We start from the raw sequence: 18,673 nt of genomic DNA on the forward strand, positions 1-18,673 counted from the left end.
TCATGCTCCATATTATTAATCCCATCATCCCGGATAAATTCAAATGTAATTGAGAATGTAACGGGTGCTACGACCGCCAGCGCCGGTGCTTTTTAAACAGCCTAGCTCAACCAAATGTGCTAAATGTCTTGTTGCCGTGGGGCGACTTACCTTCGCCACTTTTTGATATTGGCTGCTGTTAATACCCTGCTCAAAATCACCGTCCAGCATACGGTTTAATACTTTTGCCTGTTCTTTAGTCAATTGGGGCTGATCTATCTGCTGCCAAAACTTAGCTTTTAATACAACCCGATTAATTTCTTTCAGTTTGTTTGCTAAGGTTTCATTCAGTATTTTCAAAAACCAAACTATCCAGGCGGTAATATCCAAACTGCCTCTCTGAGTGCTTTCAAGGATTTCGTAATACATCTTACGATACTCACAAATACTGACTGACATTGCGTAGAAACGGATTGAGCGGTTTTCGGCTTGAGCAAGTGCAAGGTCTGTCAAAAATCGGGTAATGCGGCCGTTTCCGTCTTCTAAGGGGTGGATTGTCACAAACCATAAATGAGCAATTGCCGCCCTAATGATGGGATCGAGACTGGCATCTGTTCGGGATTGATTGAACCATTTTATAAATTGCAGTACTTCGGCGACAACTCTTTCCGGTGGTGGCGCTTCAAGGTGAACAGTCGGTTTATCCAGACGACCGGATACCACTTCTATCTCCCCTTCGCGTAACTGACCTCCCTGTATCGGATTGAACAGGGTATATCCTGCGGGGAACATCAACTGATGCCACCTGAGGATACGCTCAAGGGTCAGATCGGATTCACTGTTTTCTATCACATCAAGGGCGACCTCGGTAATGCCGTCAGTTCTTTCTGTTGTTGGATAAGGTTTTTCTTCTGTGATGCCCAACCTGTTCGCCAATGATGAGCGTACAGAAGCCGCGTTTAATCTCTCACCTTCAATTTCGCTGGAATAGATTATGCTGGATAGCAGGCTATCAAGCGTTGCTTGCCTGGTGTCTTCATACTCAGATTTGCCTAACAACAATCCTTGGTTGAAATGCACGTTTCGTAGTAATGGTGCAGTAACGTCGGCATTCCAATGGAATTTAGGCCAATTATGTTGTTCCCATATCCACATTGATTTCACCTGTGAGTCAAATAAGACTTCTATTCTACTCACTAAATGAGTCGAATGTTAATTTTATTTGACTCATTTACGCTTTTTTTAAGGTAATTAAGGCGTTATTGACCTTGATGGAGGGCAGGGCGAGATCTCACATTTTTAGACCTGCCCTGACTTCTGGATTTAATCGGTATAAAGTTTTAACGATTGTTTTTATCGTTTTTAACATTTGTTTTTTATTAGATTTAATCATCATGGGATATCGTGTTTCACGTTTAACCAACGTTAATCATACCTGTTTTTTATCTTCATAAATCAGCCAGTAAATAACCCGATGATGTAAAGATACCTCTTTATGTTTTTCCAGATAATTGACTCTCTTTTCAAAGCTTAAATCCTACTACATTTAACCGTTTTATCCCTTTTTTATTGCGTTATTTTTATTGATTAAAGTTTTTACCTGATGCGTATGTCCTTTTTCCCAGATTTTAAAACCGTGCTGACAGACAAAAAACAGTTTTTATTAACTGTTGTTTTATCATTTTCAAATTCTGAATTATTTAATGTGGGTAATTATTATTTTGATATTATTTAAATATATTCTAGATTTTCTTTAATGATTAAAGTGAAATGTTTTTATTTTATAAAAATCAAATGATTATGTTAAATAAGTGCTATTTTAGTGTGTTTTCAATTCTTTGGTGTCTTTTTAATAAATTTTTAATTAGTTGATTTAAAACTAATTAAATTTATGGTTGTTGCGATAATAATGATGAGAAAAATATTATTTAAGCGATATTTTTTCATGTGAAATTTTTTGAAAAAAAAGTAATTAATTTTTTATCAAATAACTGGCAAAAATTCACTTTTCCACAATGCTTAATTATATCAGGTTGTGCCTTACGAAAAACCAGTGACAGAGTCAAGTTAAATATTAAATAAGTGTTATCGGGAACATATTTTTCGAGGGCGGTAGCGTACCTGAGGTAATAAGCGAAGTTAAATCGTTTCAAATCGCAGGGTAACTAAGAATGGGTTTCTGATGAGGAAAACATTATGTCCATTGAATCGCCGCTACATCAGGAAGAAGATATTGTCGTGATACATGTTGCCACACCCGATGATTTGGTGAAGTTTGCCGATCAAGCCCTCTTCTGGAATAAAGAAACCTATGAGCAGATGAAAATTGCAGAGGTATTGTTTACGCCAGCAGGAGAAGCGCTACCTGGTCTGAGTATTAAACATATCGCTACTCCCGATAATTTGGCGAAGTTTGTCGATGAAGAATACTACTGGAATGAGAAGACCTACGAACAGATGGACGCTGTGAGGGTGTTGTTTATACCCGCAGAAAAAATACGTGGTGTGGGAATTAAACATGTTGCCACACCCGATGATTTGGCGAAGTTTGCCGATGGAGAACTCTTCTGGAGTAAGAAAGACTACGAGCAGCTAAAAGCCGCAGAGGTGCTGTTTGTACCCAGAGAAGGAATGCCCGGTTTGGGGGTTAAACATATCGCCATGCCGGACGATTCGGCAAAATTTAACGATAAAGCGGCCAATTAGAATGAAGAGAAATATCAAGAGAGGGATAAAGCCAGAATATTGTTTATCCCGAAAGTAAAAGAATAGAACGGCGTGTGACAACGTTAACTTATCTGTCATTCTGCATTGGAGGTATTAAATGGCTCACAACAAGACATCGACATCCAGCAAGAATAATCTGTTGAATAAAGAGGAGGTTAAATCCTGGTTTAAATTATATTCCCTGCCGAAAAGTGAAAATTATACTCAATTGGTGCAAATAGCGGCGGAAGGTCGGCGTTTAGCCGGGCTGGACGCTGATCAGCCCGACAATAATCCAGGGGCAGGATTGAACCGAGATCTGGATGAAGTGAATTTACTTTTAGTGAATCCCGGTGAAGGGGTACATATCGGGGAAAACCGTGAAATTGCTGTCAATATTGATAAGAGCAGCGGCTTACAGTTTATTAATGGCGAATTGGGATTACGCCCCGAGTTTAAATTGTCTCTGGAATTGTTTGAGAATTTTACGCAGGAACAACAAAGAGAACTTTACCGTTGGCTGATTCATGCTGGGGAGATGGCAGCTAGTAAGGTGCAGTTGCCCGCGTTTGACTTGCCGACCAACGGTAACAATAAAAACCTTGGCGCTGTTGTCAGTGTTAGCGGTGATGGAAAAACTATCGCGCTTAGTGGGGCGGAAGGAAAGGAACCTGTATATCTATTTTCTTATACCGATAACGGTTGGCGGCAGCAATTCGCTGATTACGTTAGTGGTTATGGCGGCAGAGCGTTAAGTCTGAATCGAAATGGAAATGTTCTCGCGGTGGGTATTGATAACCGAAACAGTGATGGTGGGCATGGTTCAGTGTTCGTTTATCGCAGATTGGCCAATGGCGAGTGGGAGAAATCTGCCAAACTTTGGCTTAGTGAGGCGAACGTTCAGCAGCATTTCGGTTGCGCTGTAGGCCTGAGCGCTGATGGCACACTATTAGCGGTAGGTTCTTATGGCTGGAGATCGGGTTCATTGACTAACTGCGGCGCAGTGTATCTTTATCAGTATGACGGGAAGAAATGGTCACAGCTTGGTGAGCGTCTGACCTTATCTTCTCCGTCACAGGGCGATATGTTTGGCGGCAAACTTAGTTTAAGTGCCGATGGTTCAACCTTGGCAGTAGCGGCAACCGGGCGTAATGGTAATAACGGTGAAGTGACGCTATTTCATCGTCACGGGGAATATTGGCAGCCGCGACCGCCACTCAGTTCGCTGACTTCTCCTTCACTCAACAGCAGTGATAGCTTTGGCGCCAGTCTCAGCCTGAACGATAGCGGAGATATTTTGGCGGTGGGGTGCCCGGGAGAGAAAAGCAATGTTGGTGCGGTCTATTTGTACCAGCGTTACAGTAATGCATGGCAAGAAATGGGGATACTGAGAGAAGCGGTGACTGTCGGGGAACGGTTTGGCAGCGAGCTGTCTTTGAGTGGCGACGGTCAGGTGCTGGTGGTGTCAACACCTGTTGGTAAAGATAACACAGGTGTGCAAACCGGTGCAGGATGGTGGTTTAGTTATCAGGATGAACAATGGATTATACAGGGCAAATTACTGGCAGTGGATGGAGAATCAAACCATAAATTTGGTGCCGGTGTTTGCTTTAGTGGTGATGGCAATACGTTGGCGATTGGTGCCAGTGGCTGGAAGAGTGGAGAAGGGAAAGTTTACCTTTACGACTAGCTAAATGAGGAAAAAACGATGGCGAAAGAGATAACAGATGAAACGGTCAGCCAGCTTAGTGCTCACTTCGCCCCTGGCAAGATCCCGACTGAGGCGGCATTTTATTCACTAATTGATTGGGCCACGTTGTGGCGACAGCTTTTTGGTTGGCAGGAGGGTGATCAGGCTTATCATCCGGGAGTTGGGTTGCAGGTTATCGACAACCGTTTGGTGGTTAAGACTGGTGATGGCATTGCGTTGGCACCGGAGGGGCTTGCGTTAAAGCTACAGCTCGGCGGGGGATTGATGTTGGATAAATCCGGGGTGCTGTCGGTAGATGGTACTGTAGCGGTTTCGGCACAAGCTTTTAAATTGCTTCCTGAGGAGACGAGGAAACAAATTGCCGGGTTGTTATTGAATGCTGGCAGTACGCATTCTCAATAATTGGGTGGAGGGGTTAAATTTCCCTGAACAGAAACCGATGACAGTGACTGTCTAATACGGCTTTTGAGGACATATTATGACTGATAAAGAAATTAGTACTGCTGGCTCATTAAAAGCGAGTTTTAAGTCCGGTGTTCCGCCCGCGCCTGAAGCATTTTCCCATTTGATTGATGAGGCATATAAGGCATATGAAATCATTGATGGCGGTAAGGGGGATGGTCCGACCGCAGGGCTGGAACGAGATGACAAAGGAAAACTGGCCCTCAACGCTCACCATTCTGGCGGGTTGAACCTTGATCAGGGAGCTTTGGCACTATCACTGAATCCAGAAGGTGGGTTCTCTTTTGATGGAGGAAAGCGTCTGAAATTGGCTGCCAATCGGCAGGTTCAGTTTGCTGATTTTTTCAGTTTATCGCGGCGGGAGCGGATGGAGATCACGCAGTTGTTGGGTTTTAAACGTGCCATGATGGCGCGTATGGTTTCTCCTTCCCCTAAAGCGAATGAACATTTTGGCACTTCTGTAAGCCTGAACGCGGCGGGAGACTGCTTAGCGGTTGGGATGGATAATAAAGTCTGTGTGTATACGGGCCGGAAGGGTGAGTGGAATATAAACGCTCCCACTGTGTTTGAGGATGATCAAGATCAATCTCGTCAATCTTTATGGGACGTTAGTTTGAATGCGGCAGGAGATTGCCTGGCGGTGGGATATTTAATTGATTTTATTCCAAAAGTGAAGGCTTGTGTGTATACGCGCACGAATGGCGTCTGGGATACCAAAAATCCCATTGTGTTTCCGCTGGAAGATCAACGTGGATACGCTGGTGGTCACAATGTCAGCTTGAGCGCCACAGGAGACTGTCTGGCGGTGGCGGGCGACGCTTGGTCCTACATATATACACGCACGAATGGGATTTGGGATACAGAAAACCCCGTTAAGTTGATTAACTCGTTTATCAAGGTTTGTCTGAGTGCCTCGGGAAATTGTCTGGCGGGATATGGTGTTGATTATGCTCATGATCCAATAAACGTGATTTATGTATATACCCGCACGAATGGAATTTGGGATACAACAAATCCCGTTAAGTTCATTGCCGCTAAAAACCGCTCACCCAGTCTTAATCGGATTTTTAGCCTAAATGCAGAGGGAGATTGTCTGGCGGTGGGGGTAGATTATGATGTCCCCACTGCGGGGAAGGTTTATCTGTATACGCGCACGAATGGGATCTGGGATACAGAAAGTCCCATTAAGTTTTTGGCTCCCGCAAGTGATGTAACATATTTTGGCAGCGCTATCAAACTGAATGATGTGGGAAACCGTCTGGTAGTGGGGGCGGCTTCCCGGGTGTATGTGTATACCTGTCTAAATAATAAGTGGAATATGGATACACCTATTGAGATTTTGGACCCCTCAGGCAATTCAGACAATTTAAATGGTTTTGGTAAAGCTGTCAGTTTGAATAGGTGGGAGACGAGTTTGGCAGTTGGTGCAGTTTCAGCCAAGGTTGGTTCTGCGTCCGAAGCCGGTGCAGTTTACATCTTTGAAAATGTCAAATGATGCTCATACAGAGGACAGTGACTGTCTAATACGGCTTTTGAGGAAATTATGATGACTGATAAAGAAATCAATACTGTTGACTCATTGAAAGCGAGTTTTAAGTCTGGTGTGCGGCTCATGCCGGAAGCATTTTCCCACTTAATTGATGAGGCATATAAGGCATATGAAATCATTGATGGCGCTCAAGGTGATGGCCCAATTGCAGGGCTGAAACGGGATGACAAAGGAAAACTGGCTCTCAACACTCACCATTCTGGCGGGTTAAATCATGAACAGGGGGCTTTGGCCCTGTCACTTAAGCCAGAAGGCGGACTCTCTTTTGATGGGGGAGGGCATCTGAAATTTGATGTCGATCGGCAGGTTCAGTTTGCAGATTTTTTCAGTTTATCGCGGTGGGAGCGGATGGAGATCACTCAGGTGTTGGGTTTGAAACGCACCATGATAACGCGAATTATTTCTCCCTTCCCCAAAAAGAATGAGAGCTTTGGCATTTCTGTTAGCCTGAACGCAGCGGGAGACTGTTTAGCGGTTGGGATGATTAATAGAGTCTATGTATATGCGCGCCGGAAGAGTGGTGAGTGGAATACAAGTAAGCCTATTGTGCTTGAGGTTAATGAAGATGAAGATCATAGAGCTTCATGGAGTGTCAGCCTGGATGCGGCGGGAGATTGCCTGGCGTTGGGAAGCCCGGTGCCGTGGATGACTGCTAGCCGAGGGAGGGTTTGTGTGTATATGCGCACGAATGGCGTCTGGGATACAAAGAATCCCATTGTGTTTCCGAGCGCAAGTGAATACTTTGGTATGAATGTCAGCTTGAGCGCAGCAGGAGACTGTCTGGTGGCGGGGGGCCAATACTTCTCTTCGTTCCGTATATTTATGCGCAAGAATGGGATCTGGGATAGAGAAAACCCCATTCAGATTCCGCTCCCTTCGGATTCTTATCAGTTTGGCAGGATTATCCGCCTGAGTGCTGCGGGAAACTGCCTGGCGGCGCGTGATAACGGTTCCTCGCTTTATGTGTATACACGCACAAATGGGATCTGGGATGGAGAAAACCCCATTAAGTTCGATGCCCATGAAGATAATCTATCCGTGGGCAATGCTTTTAGCCTGAATGCAGAGGGAGATCGCTTGGCGGTGGAGATGGAGGCGAAGTATGATAAACCCGCTGATTGGAAGGTTTATCTGTATACGCGCACAAATGGGATTTGGGATAGCGAAAATCCTATTAAGTTTTCGGCTCCTGCAAGTGGCGTAACATATTTTGGCCGCTCTCTGGAACTGAATGATGCGGGAGATCGTCTGGTAGTGGGGGCGTCTTCCAGGATGTATGTGTATACCTGTCTGAATGATGAGTGGAATATGGAAACACCTCTTGAGATTTTGAATCCTTCAGGCAATCCAAATGGTTTTGGGGGGGGTGTCGGCCTGAATAAGGCGGGGACGAGTTTGGCCGTTGGTGCATGGGTAGAGAGCGTCGACTCTACGTCCAAAGCCGGTGCAGTTTATGTTTTTGAAAATGTTAAATAATACCATAGTGACTAAACTGAATATTATCCTCGGCACTTCACCTACGCCCGGACATGGGCTGTTGCAGCTGTGAAACTAGCATTTTATCAAATGGATATTTATGCCTGTCAGGAAAATTCATGATGTTAATAGCGTGCTCTGATTTAATAGGTCATTCATGATATCCACTTTTTATGTGAATCCACCTGACACTATATAGTTTCTAACGAATCATTATCACTGAACTACTATAATAGTATCTGTTCTCAAAGCGTAGGCGATAATTCATAAAAACACCTATGAAATGACATGTAAAAATATCTATAAAATTACTGAGCCACCATGGGGACAGCGGCCTGTACTCTATGGACGACTCCCAAAATTAACTTTATAGGGGTAGAAGAGTAAGCCGCTGAAATTTCCGTTAGATTCAGTGGATTCAATATTGCTTGAAAAGATAGTCGATAATATCCTGTTGAAGTTCAAAGGTATCACGTCGTTCCGTAAGGTGGCTTTTTAGTACAGTGAGTGAACGTAGGCTTTCGCGTAGTTGGGTTTCGTTTGCTATATTTTGTCGCAATTTTTTGCAGTGTTCACGGAGGTTATCCTCTATTATCTTCGGTGTATTACCTCCTAGTGTGTGCCAAATCATGCCCGGTAACGAATCAGGTTTTTTTAGCTGATTAAGCTTATCGGCCAGTATATCTATACGTGCTTTTAGCAACTTATTGATGTCGGATATATCCCGACTGTTAAAACTGAAAGTTGGATCAATGTACTTGTGGTACATGTTTATTATCGTCCAGATATCATTATCTTTCTTGGCTTTTGATAACTGTACCATCAACTGGTTTTTTTTCTTTTTCTCATCTAAATCCTGTTCACGATCCGGATGTAATACCTTGGCTATTTTTCTATACATTTGGCTTACTTCCTGCGATTTAAACAAATCATCCAGTTTTTTCTGGTCTTCTTCCGCAGGGTCGAAGTTAGTGGTATCTTCTGCATCATATTCATCGTAGAAATGTTCTGATTCCCGTTGAAAATGCTGTTCTATGGTAGCACGCATTTTTTCAGGACTTTTCATCATATCAAGTAATTCTTCATCAGACATTTCTTCATTAAAATCAAAATACTCATCCAGAGTCTGCCGGATATCAGCCATCTGTTCTGGTGTTGGAGTTTCCTCTTCTTTCAACTCATGAAGATTGGAAAAGTGATCGGTCAACTTATTGATATCAAGGTTTTCGTTAAAGGGGTAAGTACATAACTCGGCAAGCTCTTCTTCTATCCAGTAAAATAATTCTCTCCGTTGGTTTTTCCCCAGCGATTTTTTATCGGCAAATGAAAGCAACCGTGCCGCTTTATCATATCTAGACTGTATATATTGATGCTCTACCGGTAAGACCTCCTGTTGAAAGCGCATGAACAACGCATCTTGTTGCTGTTGTAGCTTGGCTATCTTCAATTGGTATTTTTCGATGGACTTCCAGTAAGCTTTGAATTGTTGCTGGGGTGTTTTTGGTATCTGTTGTCCGCTCGATTTTCTTTTTTTTAGTTGCTTGTGCATCAATATTGTTCCTGAGGTTGAAACTCGTACGTTGCGTAATTAAAAATTGTATTGTCAATACCCGTTGTTGTTTATTCCTATTCTGCAATATATTTTCGTAACACGCAAAACATTATCGTTTTGCAATTGTTACATGGGCTTAAAAATGGTGATTTTTGCTAATTAATAAAAAACGGCACTACCGCGATGGGCGGTAATGCGTTGAATCAAACCTGGACTTTATGGCCGGAAAACATGGAGTGACGGGTAGCTTGGCCGTCTGAACCATAAAGAGAGGGGCTGTGGTGGCTTTTTAGAAAAGCGATAGCTTTACTATTTAACTCAAGATGCTGGGCTAACAATAGACCATTATGGGCATTTAAATCACGAACCTGGATAACTGCTTTGCCGATCTGTTGCCACAATGTGGTGAGCATAGGCTGCTTATCGTAAGGCGCGATGGTCTTTAATTCTTTGCTTAAATTAAGACGCTGTTGTTCTGAATGACCAAGCGCGGATAACAGAAAGTTTTTTCGTTCTGTTACCCGGTGCAAATCTCGTGCTTCAATAAAACCCTCGCACAGAATACGCTGTTCTTCTGTCATTGTTTGGGTCAGCGAGGTTAAATAGGTAACTTGCTGTTCGAGTAATTTCTGAAGTTCTTCCATAATGGGTGTAATTACTTTTTATAATACGGAAAGTTTTCGGCAGCTTCTCTGAGCAGAGCATCTGCGATTTTACCGCTGTTCATTTTTAAGGTTCCCTGAGCGACCGCTTCTTTCAGCTTTTGTACCTTTTGGATGTTGATATCCTGGCTACTCGGCTGAACCAGTTTTGTTTGTGCTTCGCTTAGTTTTACTTGTGCATCACTGCTTTTTAACGTAACGCCGGCGGTTTTTCGGGTGCCTTGGGCGCTTTCATTAGTAGGTCGCTGTTGAACAGCCGCGATAGCTAATAAGGGTTGAGTGCGTTCGATACTCATAATCATTATCCTTTATGGCCAGGCATAGGTTCACCTATGGATCGGAGCAGGTTATATGCCATTTGCATACCTGCAAATCATGCTCTGCTGGTTATATCGGCACAGTAAAAGAAAACTTTAGCAACTTATAACATGATTTTTACACTGCCGTTTTCTAATGCCTGGCCGGTTATAACGTGCCCTGAATTCATTCGAACCCTGACTTTATCAGAAGTTGCAGCGTTATTAATAGCTTTCCCTTCATTGCGTATCTGAAAACCCTTTCCTTGTACAATGACCCCCACATTCTGACCTGCCCGTACAGCCCATGGGCGACGCAACATGTTGCGGGTGATGGCCTGCCCAGCCGGAATGTTGCGTACAGCAACACTGTTTTTTATTTCATTTTTGTTAACAATCAGATCGTTCGGTAGTTTTTCCAGTAATCCGCTTCTAACCTGAAAATCTTTCTCGGATAAAACATCATTACGGGAAAGGGCGCGGCGGGTAACCCAATAATGTCCTGTAACGCTGACAGCGACCTGAATAAATTTACGTTGTTGATGACACACGATAGGTAAAGAGATATTTCCCCAATTTTGACCACCAACAGAAGGATGAATTTCCGGTGATTTACACTGAGGCCATTGTTGTTCTGGCGTTCTGATTTCAACCGAAACTTTTTGATGATTATCCCGGTGTATCTGCTGAAAATAATGTGTTATAGCCTGAGGTAGATTATTTCCCCATGCCATCGAATTCATAAAGAAAAACGTGAATAGCCCGATAATCTTTATAGCTTGCATCATTCTCGCTCTCATTATTCTGTCAATAAAAGGTAGATAAATCTGCGGCTGTTGGGTGGCGCACAGTGTACCTGCATTGAATGTCGGTTAATGGGATAAATAGCAATTCAATTAGCGTCTATTCATTCGATAGGCTTTTCTTTCTGCGTTTATTCTATTTACTGCGAACTTCGCGATCGCGAAGCGAACGGTGCTATTTAAAGTTCACAACACAGCTAAGTCACATCAGAGGGAGGAATATGCTCGATAAATTAGATGCAGCCTTTCATTTTCAGCAGGAAGCTTTGTCATTGCGATCACGGCGGCAGGGAATATTGTCCGCGAATATCGCCAATGCGGATACTCCAGGATATCAGGCGCGGGATATTGATTTCGCCACACAACTGAAAAAAACCATTGCGCACGGCCGGGTCACCGGAAACGGGATTGGGCTGACGCTAACATCGGATCGGCATATTCCTATTCAGCCTCAAAAGAGAATGGAGATGGATTTGCTGTATCGGGTGCCTTATCAGGCGGCGCTGGATGGCAACACGGTGGATATGGATATGGAGCGCGGCAATTTTATGGATAACAGCCTGAAATATCAGACTGAACTGACGGCGACCAGTGCTCAGGTCAAAAGCATGATGTCAGTTTTACAGCAAGGATAAAGGCCATGTCTTTACTCAGTGTTTTTGATATTGCCGGTTCGGCATTATCAGCGCAATCCCAACGGTTAAATGTCAGTGCCAGCAATATGGCGAATGCCGATAGCGTTTCGGGGCCTGATGGTCAGCCATATCGGGCGAAACAGGTGGTGTTTCGTGTCGCGGCTCCGGTAGGGCAGGAAACAGGCGGTGTCCGGGTCAGTGAAATTGTTGATGATCCCACCCCTTTCCGCCTTGAGTATCAGCCAGGTCACCCATTGGCAGATGAAAAAGGCTATGTGCGTATGCCAAACGTTGATGTAGTCGGAGAAATGATCAACACCATTTCGGCTTCCCGCAGCTATCAGGCCAACGTTGAGGTACTGAATACAACTAAGTCGATGATGCTAAAAACATTAACGTTAGGTCAGTAACAGGAGCGGCTCATGGGAATTGCCAGTGCAATGAATGAACCAATGGATAACACCATCGTTGGGGAAATGGCACCGAACAGCAAGACAAAGAAGAAGAACAGCGAAGAGCTGAGTGATAACTTCATGAACTTGCTGATCACGCAAATGAAAAATCAGGACCCAACCAACCCGATGAAAAACAATGAGCTGACCGCCCATTTGGCGCAGATAAACACGGTTCAAGGGATTGAAAAGCTCAATACCACACTGGGCTCTATTGTTGGTCAGATTAATAGCAGCCAGTCTTTGCAGGCATCGGCTCTGATTGGACGGGGCGTTATGATCCCTGGGGATACCATTCTGGTGGGTTCCAGTGAGGAAGAGGGCGTCAGTACCACACCATTTGGTATTGAGTTGCAGAGGCCTGCGGATGATGTGAAAGTGACCATTACGGATAAACAAGGGGTTGTTGTACGCCAAATTGATATTGGTGCGCTGGAAGCGGGGGTCCATAACTTCACTTGGAATGGCACAAAAGAAGATAGCACTACGGCTGCGGATGGCGCTTATAAAATCACTATTACAGCCAGCTATAAAGGCGAGCAGAGAGTGTTTCAGCCACTGGCGTTCGCTGTTGTGAATGGCGTTACCCATGGAGGGGACGGCGCTAAATTAGATTTAGGACTGGCCGGTACCGTCACGATGGATAAAGTGCGTCAGATTCTTTAACAAACGAGAGTTTTAACGGAGAAGTAATATGTCTTTTTCACAAGCAGTGAGTGGTTTGAATGCAGCGTCAGCTAATCTGGATGTTATAGGTAACAATATCGCTAATGCAGCGACATATGGTTTTAAATCCAGCACTGCTGCCTTTGCTGACATCTTTGCCGGTTCTCAGGTGGGGCTGGGGGTAAAAATGTCGGGTATTAATCAGAACTTTAAAGATGGTACGACGACTACCACCAATCGGCCCCTTGACCTCGCGATCACGGAAAGTGGTTTCTTCCGTATGCAAGACAGTAATGGCGGGATCTACTATTCTCGTAACGGCCAATTCAAAATGGACGAGAACCGTAACATTGTTAATATGCAAGGTATGAAACTGACTGGCTATCCGGCAGTGAGTATCAATGGGGGGACGCCACAGGTTCAAAAGGGCGCTAACCCGGTAGCGATTACTGTATCTCAGGATATGTTGGTGGCTAAAGCGACTACTGCGGTGACGATGCAAGTGAACCTCAATTCGATGCATAAAGTACCAACGGAAGCTTTCTCCCCAGACAAGCCAGACTCTTATAACTACCCTAACACGATCACTGTTTTCGACAGTCTGGGCAACCCGCATGGTGTCAGCGTTTTCTTTGTAAAAACCAATGATAACGAATGGCAAGTCCATGCACGGGATGGGGATGTTGCTGGTGCTAAAGAAGCTTTACTCGGAACCTTGAAATTTGATGGTAACGGTAAAATCATTGGTGATAATAACCAGTTCACGTTTAACGTTCCTTCACTGAATGGTTCTTTGGCTTCGGATATTACGATTAATTTTAACAATAGCCGGCAACAAAAAATTAATGCTGACAGCGTAATCAAACCAACCCAGGACGGTTATACAGCCGGTCAGTTTACTGGCTACCGTATTGAGAACGATGGTCGTGTTATCGGTACCTATTCCAATCTGCAATCTCAGTTGCTTGGTCAGATTGTACTGACTAACTTTGCTAACCCTGAAGGGCTGGCTGCGCAGGGTAATAATGTGTGGTCAGAAACCGGTACTTCAGGCAGCCCGGTGGTGGGGACTGCTGACTCAGGTAATTTTGGTAAATTGTACAGCGGTACATTGGAATCATCCAACGTTGATATGAGTCAGGAATTGGTCAATATGATTGTGACTCAGCGCAACTATCAATCCAATGCTCAGACCATTAAAACTCAGGATCAGATCCTGCAAACGCTGGTCAGCCTGCGCTGATAGTTTCAGGATAGCATTATGGATCATGTCATCTATACCGCAATGGGCGGAGCTCGTCAGACCCTGGAACATCAGGCGGTGACGGCAAATAATCTGGCAAATGCATCAACGCCGGGTTTTAAGGCACAACTGGCTGCATTGCGAGCGGTTCCTGTTGAAGGGGCTGCCTATAACACCCGTACTTTGGTTGTGGCTTCAACTCCGGGCTATGACCATCGTCAGGGGCCGATGAACTATACTGCCCGTCCGCTTGATGTGGCTATTGGGCAGGGGGGTTATCTGGCTGTTCAGCTTGAAGATGGCTCTGAGGCTTATACCCGTAACGGCAATATTCAAATTTCATCGGAAGGTCAGTTAACCATCCTGGGTAACTTGCTGGTGGGTGATAACGGCCCGATAGAGGTTCCACCACAGACTGAATTAACACTGGCGGCTGATGGTTCTATCTCTGGGTTGATTGCCGGTGATCCTCCCACTCAGCTAGGGCTGCTTGGCAGAGTGAAAATGGTGAAACCTGAAGAGCGTCAGCTGATCCGTGGCGACGATGGCCTTTTCCACATGACTGAACAGGCACAAGAGTTACAGGGTGATGTCTTGCCTGCTAGCGATGAGGTGAAATTAATGCCTGGTGTGCTTGAAGGAAGTAACGTCAACCCAGTGGAAAGCATGGTAAGTATGATTGCCAATGCTCGTCGCTTTGAAATGCAGATGAAAGTTATCCATAGCTCAGATGAAAATGCACAACGTGCCAATCAGCTCTTATCAATGAGTTGATTTAGATACAGAGGATAAAACTGATGATCCGATCATTGTGGATTGCTAAAACTGGGCTGGATGCCCAGCAAACTAATATGGATGTGATTGCCAATAACCTGGCGAACGTCAGCACTAATGGTTTTAAACGTCAGCGCGCTGTTTTTGAAGATCTGCTTTATCAGAACATTCGCCAGCCGGGGGCTATGTCATCGGAACAAACCCGTTTACCTTCTGGTTTACAGATAGGTACTGGGGTTCGTCCAGTATCGACAGAACGTTTGCACAGTCAGGGGAATTTATCCCAAACCAATAACAGCAGACATGTTGCGATTAAAGGGCAGGGATTCTTTCAGGTTCAGTTACCCGATGGCACCACGGCTTACACCCGTGATGGCTCATTTCAGATAGATCAGAATGGACAACTGACAACTGCTGGTGGTTTTCAGATTTCTCCGGCAATCGTAATCCCTGATAACGCCACAGAAATGGGCATTAGCCGTGATGGTTTGGTCAGTGTAAAAGTGCAGGGCCAATCTGCTCCTCAGCAGGTTGGGCAACTTACCCTGACAACCTTTATCAATGACAGCGGGTTGGAAAGTATTGGTGAAAACCTTTATCTGGAGACAAATAGCTCTGGGGTGCCAGCTGAAAACACGCCGGGAATCAATGGTGCTGGGTTGCTCTATCAGGGATATGTGGAAACATCTAACGTCAATGTAGCTGAAGAATTGGTCAACATGATCCAGACGCAGCGGGCTTATGACATAAACAGTAAGGCTGTATCGACTTCTGATCAGATGCTGCAAAAACTGGCTCAGTTATAACCTAATCATCAATCAAAATTACGGGGGAACGCTGTTTCCCCGTTATTCAGAGATAAATTAAGAGTATCGAAGATGGATACAATGGCTGTTGCCGAGACCAGCACTGTTTGTCAGTCCCGCAATTTACGGAAAAATGCGGCAAATAAATGGCGTTGCAGTATAGCACTGGCGGTATTGTCACTCACGGGCTGTGCCTATATCCCGCAAAAACCTCTGATTGCGGGAGCCACAACCGCGGCACCTTCCGCGGCAACCGCGCCAGTACCGAATGGTGCCATTTTTCAGGTAGTGCAGCCTGTTTATTATGGTTATCAGCCGTTATTTGAAGATCGCCGCCCACGAAATATTGGCGATACCCTGACGATTACCTTGCAAGAAAATGTCAGCGCCAGTAAAAGCTCTTCTGCCAATGCCAGCCGTAACGGGAAAACGACTTTTTCCGCCGCATTGACTCCCCGTTTCCTGAAAGGGTTAATGGGTGGAGATAAAACCGATTTGGATATGGAAGGTGATAATACTTTCGGCGGAAAAGGGGGCGCTAATGCCAATAACACATTCAAAGGGACGATTACCGTGACGGTTGATCAGTTACTGGCAAACGGCAACTTACATGTTGTTGGTGAAAAGCAGATTGCCATCAATCAGGGAACGGAGTTTATCCGTTTCTCCGGGGTGATTAACCCCCGAACTATCAATGCCAATAATACCGTCAGCTCTAATCAGGTCGCTGATGCCCGCATCGAATATGTGGGGAATGGTTATATCAATGAAGCGCAGAACATGGGCTGGTTACAGCGTTTCTTCTTGAATGTCTCACCGTTTTAAAAGGGGATGGTTATGATAAAACAATTTGCTGTCAGCCTTCTTCTTGTATTGCTGACGCTGATGACAACTCCAGCATCGGCGGAACGTATCCGTGATCTGACGACGGTTCAAGGGGTACGTGAAAATGCGTTGATTGGTTATGGATTGGTTGTTGGATTGGATGGGACCGGTGACCAGACCACCCAGACGCCATTTACCACCCAGAGTTTAAGCAATATGTTATCCCAGTTGGGGATTACGGTTCCTCCGGGAACCAACATGCAGTTGAAAAACGTGGCGGCTGTGATGGTAACGGCAAAATTGCCACCATTTGGCCGTACCGGACAGAATATTGATGTGGTGGTTTCTTCTCTGGGCAATGCCAAAAGCTTACGTGGCGGTACTTTGCTGATGACACCACTAAAAGGCATTGATAATCAGATATACGCTCTGGCTCAGGGCAATATTCTGGTTGGTGGCGCGGGTGCCAGTTCTGGTGGCAGCAGTGTGAAAGTGAATCAGCTGGCGGGGGGCCGGATTAGTAACGGTGCAGTTATTGAGCGTGAATTGCCGACACAGTTTGGTGAGAGTGGCATACTTAATCTTCAGTTAAATAACGAAGATTTTTCCCTGGCACAGCAAATCAGCGAAGTGATCAATCGTATGCGCGGAGCGGGGACAGCAACGCCATTGGATGCCCGCACCGTGCAATTAAGTATGCCGAAGGATAAGAGCGAGCAGGTAAAATTCCTTTCTCATGTGCAGAATCTGACTATCCGTGTTGATGTGGGTGACGCCAAAGTGATTATTAACTCCCGCACCGGTTCGGTGGTGATGAATCGTAACGTTATGCTGGATAGTTGTGCCGTTGCTCAGGGAAATCTTTCTGTTACTGTTGATAATCAGGTTGTTGTTAATCAGCCAAATACCCCATTTGCAGGTGGCGCGACCGTGGTCACCCGTAATCCCAGTGTGGCTGTCCGTGAACAGGGTGGTGCGTTGCAGAAGGTTAATGCCAGCGCGAGTTTGAATAGTGTTGTTCAAGCGCTGAATGCATTGGGGGCTACACCTAATGATTTGATGTCAATCTTACAGGCTATGGAAAGTGCGGGTTGTCTGCGGGCGAAACTGGAGATCATCTGATGAGTGATTTTTCAATCCTGTCCGGTGCTGCTTATGACGTACAGTCGGTTAATGCGCTGAAATCCAGTCTGGCAAAAGATCCACAACAAGGGCTACGACAAGTAGCCCAACAAGTTGAAGGTATCTTTGTTGAGATGATGCTGAAAAGTATGCGTTCGGCTCTGCCTAAAGATGGCATGCTAAACAGTGAACAGACACGCCTTTATACTTCGATGTACGATCAGCAAATTGCCCAGAATATGTCGCAGAAGGGGCTGGGTTTTGCCGATATGATGCTAAAGCAGCTTTCTAACGCCAATACCGCGCCGAGTGAAATGGCTGGGAAAGTGCCCATGACACTGGATAACGAAATTTTGCAAACATTGCCAAGACAGGCGCTTGAGCAATTTATCCGCCGGACGGTGCCGAAACCTGCGGCTGCACCTAAGCCACTCCCCCTGAACAGTACCAACTTTGTTTCTACGCTCTCTGTTCCCGCGCAAATCGCTAGCCAACGCAGTGGTATTCCTCATTTGCTGATTATCGCTCAGGCCGCGTTGGAGTCTGGTTGGGGGCAAAGAGAAATCATGACTGCCGATGGTAAGCCAAGCCATAATCTGTTTGGTATTAAAGCGGGTAAAAGCTGGAAAGGGCCGGTAACCAATATCCTGACCACCGAATATATTAACGGCGAACCACAAAAAATGAAGGATAACTTCCGTGTTTATGGTTCTTACGTGGAAGCAATTACAGATTACGTCAAGTTACTGACAGAAAGCCCCCGTTACGCCAGCGTTGCCAGTTCGGTTACGCCGGAGCAGGGGGCTTATTCTCTGCAACAGGCGGGTTATGCAACCGATCCCGGCTATGCGAAAAAACTGGTCTCTGTTATTCAACAGTTGAAAGGCGCTGGAGAGCAGGCGGTAAAAGCGTATACCCACGATTTGAGTGAACTGTTCTGATCCACATTTTGCT

At 45.1% G+C, this 18,673-nt stretch carries 19 protein-coding genes; 14 read left to right on the forward strand and 5 right to left on the reverse strand.

Annotated features, from left to right (window positions below; all coding sequences use genetic code 11):
* Window positions 1–39: 39 nt before the first annotated feature.
* Complete coding sequence (locus C5471_RS08670) at window positions 40–1,134, reverse strand: Fic family protein (protein ID WP_133815904.1); 1,095 nt, start codon at window positions 1,132–1,134, stop codon at window positions 40–42.
* A gap of 1,041 nt (window positions 1,135–2,175) precedes the next feature.
* Here C5471_RS08670 and C5471_RS08675 point away from each other — a divergent pair.
* From C5471_RS08675 to C5471_RS08695, 5 genes are all read left to right on the forward strand, one after another.
* Window positions 2,176–2,685, forward strand: coding sequence for a hypothetical protein (locus C5471_RS08675; protein ID WP_133815903.1), 510 nt, complete (start codon window positions 2,176–2,178; stop codon window positions 2,683–2,685).
* 118 nt (window positions 2,686–2,803) lie between these two features.
* On the forward strand, window positions 2,804–4,375 hold the full coding sequence (locus C5471_RS08680) for a WD40 repeat domain-containing protein (RefSeq protein ID WP_133815902.1): 1,572 nt from the start codon (window positions 2,804–2,806) through the stop codon (window positions 4,373–4,375).
* Between the two features lie 18 nt (window positions 4,376–4,393).
* A complete protein-coding gene (locus C5471_RS08685; protein ID WP_133815901.1) occupies window positions 4,394–4,798 on the forward strand; it encodes a hypothetical protein in 405 nt (134 codons plus the stop codon).
* Window positions 4,799–4,871: 73 nt separating this feature from the next.
* Entirely contained in the window at window positions 4,872–6,353 is a 1,482-nt protein-coding gene (locus C5471_RS08690) for a hypothetical protein (protein ID WP_133815900.1), read from the forward strand.
* Window positions 6,354–6,401: 48 nt separating this feature from the next.
* Window positions 6,402–7,883, forward strand: coding sequence for a hypothetical protein (locus tag C5471_RS08695; RefSeq protein ID WP_133815899.1), 1,482 nt, complete (start codon window positions 6,402–6,404; stop codon window positions 7,881–7,883).
* A 418-nt stretch (window positions 7,884–8,301) separates the two neighbouring features.
* Here the strand turns inward: C5471_RS08695 and C5471_RS08700 are convergent, their stop codons facing one another.
* From C5471_RS08700 to flgA, 4 genes are all read right to left on the reverse strand, one after another.
* A complete protein-coding gene (locus C5471_RS08700) occupies window positions 8,302–9,432 on the reverse strand; it encodes a hypothetical protein (protein ID WP_133815898.1) in 1,131 nt (376 codons plus the stop codon).
* A gap of 206 nt (window positions 9,433–9,638) precedes the next feature.
* Window positions 9,639–10,079: a flagella synthesis protein FlgN gene (locus C5471_RS08705; protein ID WP_133815897.1), complete on the reverse strand. Its 441-nt coding sequence runs from the start codon at window positions 10,077–10,079 to the stop codon at window positions 9,639–9,641.
* An 11-nt stretch (window positions 10,080–10,090) separates the two neighbouring features.
* Window positions 10,091–10,393 (reverse strand): flagellar biosynthesis anti-sigma factor FlgM, encoded by a 303-nt coding sequence (gene flgM / locus C5471_RS08710; protein WP_133815896.1) that lies wholly within the window; start codon window positions 10,391–10,393, stop codon window positions 10,091–10,093.
* A 125-nt stretch (window positions 10,394–10,518) separates the two neighbouring features.
* A complete protein-coding gene (gene flgA, locus C5471_RS08715) occupies window positions 10,519–11,181 on the reverse strand; it encodes a flagellar basal body P-ring formation chaperone FlgA (RefSeq protein ID WP_242688626.1) in 663 nt (220 codons plus the stop codon).
* Window positions 11,182–11,417: 236 nt separating this feature from the next.
* Between flgA and flgB the strand changes: the two genes are divergently transcribed.
* The 9 genes from flgB to flgJ all read left to right on the forward strand — a co-directional run bounded on the left by flgB (window position 11,418) and on the right by flgJ (window position 18,660).
* Complete coding sequence (gene flgB / locus C5471_RS08720; RefSeq protein WP_133815895.1) at window positions 11,418–11,831, forward strand: flagellar basal body rod protein FlgB; 414 nt, start codon at window positions 11,418–11,420, stop codon at window positions 11,829–11,831.
* A gap of 5 nt (window positions 11,832–11,836) precedes the next feature.
* Entirely contained in the window at window positions 11,837–12,241 is a 405-nt protein-coding gene (gene flgC / locus C5471_RS08725; protein WP_133815894.1) for a flagellar basal body rod protein FlgC, read from the forward strand.
* A gap of 30 nt (window positions 12,242–12,271) precedes the next feature.
* On the forward strand, window positions 12,272–12,949 hold the full coding sequence (gene flgD / locus C5471_RS08730) for a flagellar hook assembly protein FlgD (protein WP_422630917.1): 678 nt from the start codon (window positions 12,272–12,274) through the stop codon (window positions 12,947–12,949).
* Between the two features lie 28 nt (window positions 12,950–12,977).
* Complete coding sequence (flgE, locus tag C5471_RS08735; protein ID WP_133815892.1) at window positions 12,978–14,192, forward strand: flagellar hook protein FlgE; 1,215 nt, start codon at window positions 12,978–12,980, stop codon at window positions 14,190–14,192.
* 18 nt (window positions 14,193–14,210) lie between these two features.
* Window positions 14,211–14,966 (forward strand): flagellar basal body rod protein FlgF, encoded by a 756-nt coding sequence (locus tag C5471_RS08740; protein WP_133815891.1) that lies wholly within the window; start codon window positions 14,211–14,213, stop codon window positions 14,964–14,966.
* Between the two features lie 23 nt (window positions 14,967–14,989).
* Complete coding sequence (gene flgG, locus C5471_RS08745; protein WP_133815890.1) at window positions 14,990–15,772, forward strand: flagellar basal-body rod protein FlgG; 783 nt, start codon at window positions 14,990–14,992, stop codon at window positions 15,770–15,772.
* 72 nt (window positions 15,773–15,844) lie between these two features.
* Window positions 15,845–16,597, forward strand: a complete 753-nt coding sequence (locus tag C5471_RS08750; RefSeq protein WP_133815889.1) for a flagellar basal body L-ring protein FlgH — start codon at window positions 15,845–15,847, stop codon at window positions 16,595–16,597.
* 12 nt (window positions 16,598–16,609) lie between these two features.
* Entirely contained in the window at window positions 16,610–17,719 is a 1,110-nt protein-coding gene (locus C5471_RS08755) for a flagellar basal body P-ring protein FlgI (protein WP_133815888.1), read from the forward strand.
* The gene (gene flgJ, locus C5471_RS08760; RefSeq protein ID WP_133815887.1) at window positions 17,719–18,660 is read left to right on the forward strand and encodes a flagellar assembly peptidoglycan hydrolase FlgJ; all 942 of its coding nucleotides are present in this window, start codon (window positions 17,719–17,721) and stop codon (window positions 18,658–18,660) included. The genes C5471_RS08755 and flgJ overlap by 1 nt, the downstream gene beginning before the upstream one ends.
* Window positions 18,661–18,673 lie beyond the last annotated feature (13 nt).

This window comes from Photorhabdus tasmaniensis, assembly GCF_011189505.1.
GTDB classification, from domain to species: Bacteria; Pseudomonadota; Gammaproteobacteria; order Enterobacterales; family Enterobacteriaceae; genus Photorhabdus; species Photorhabdus tasmaniensis.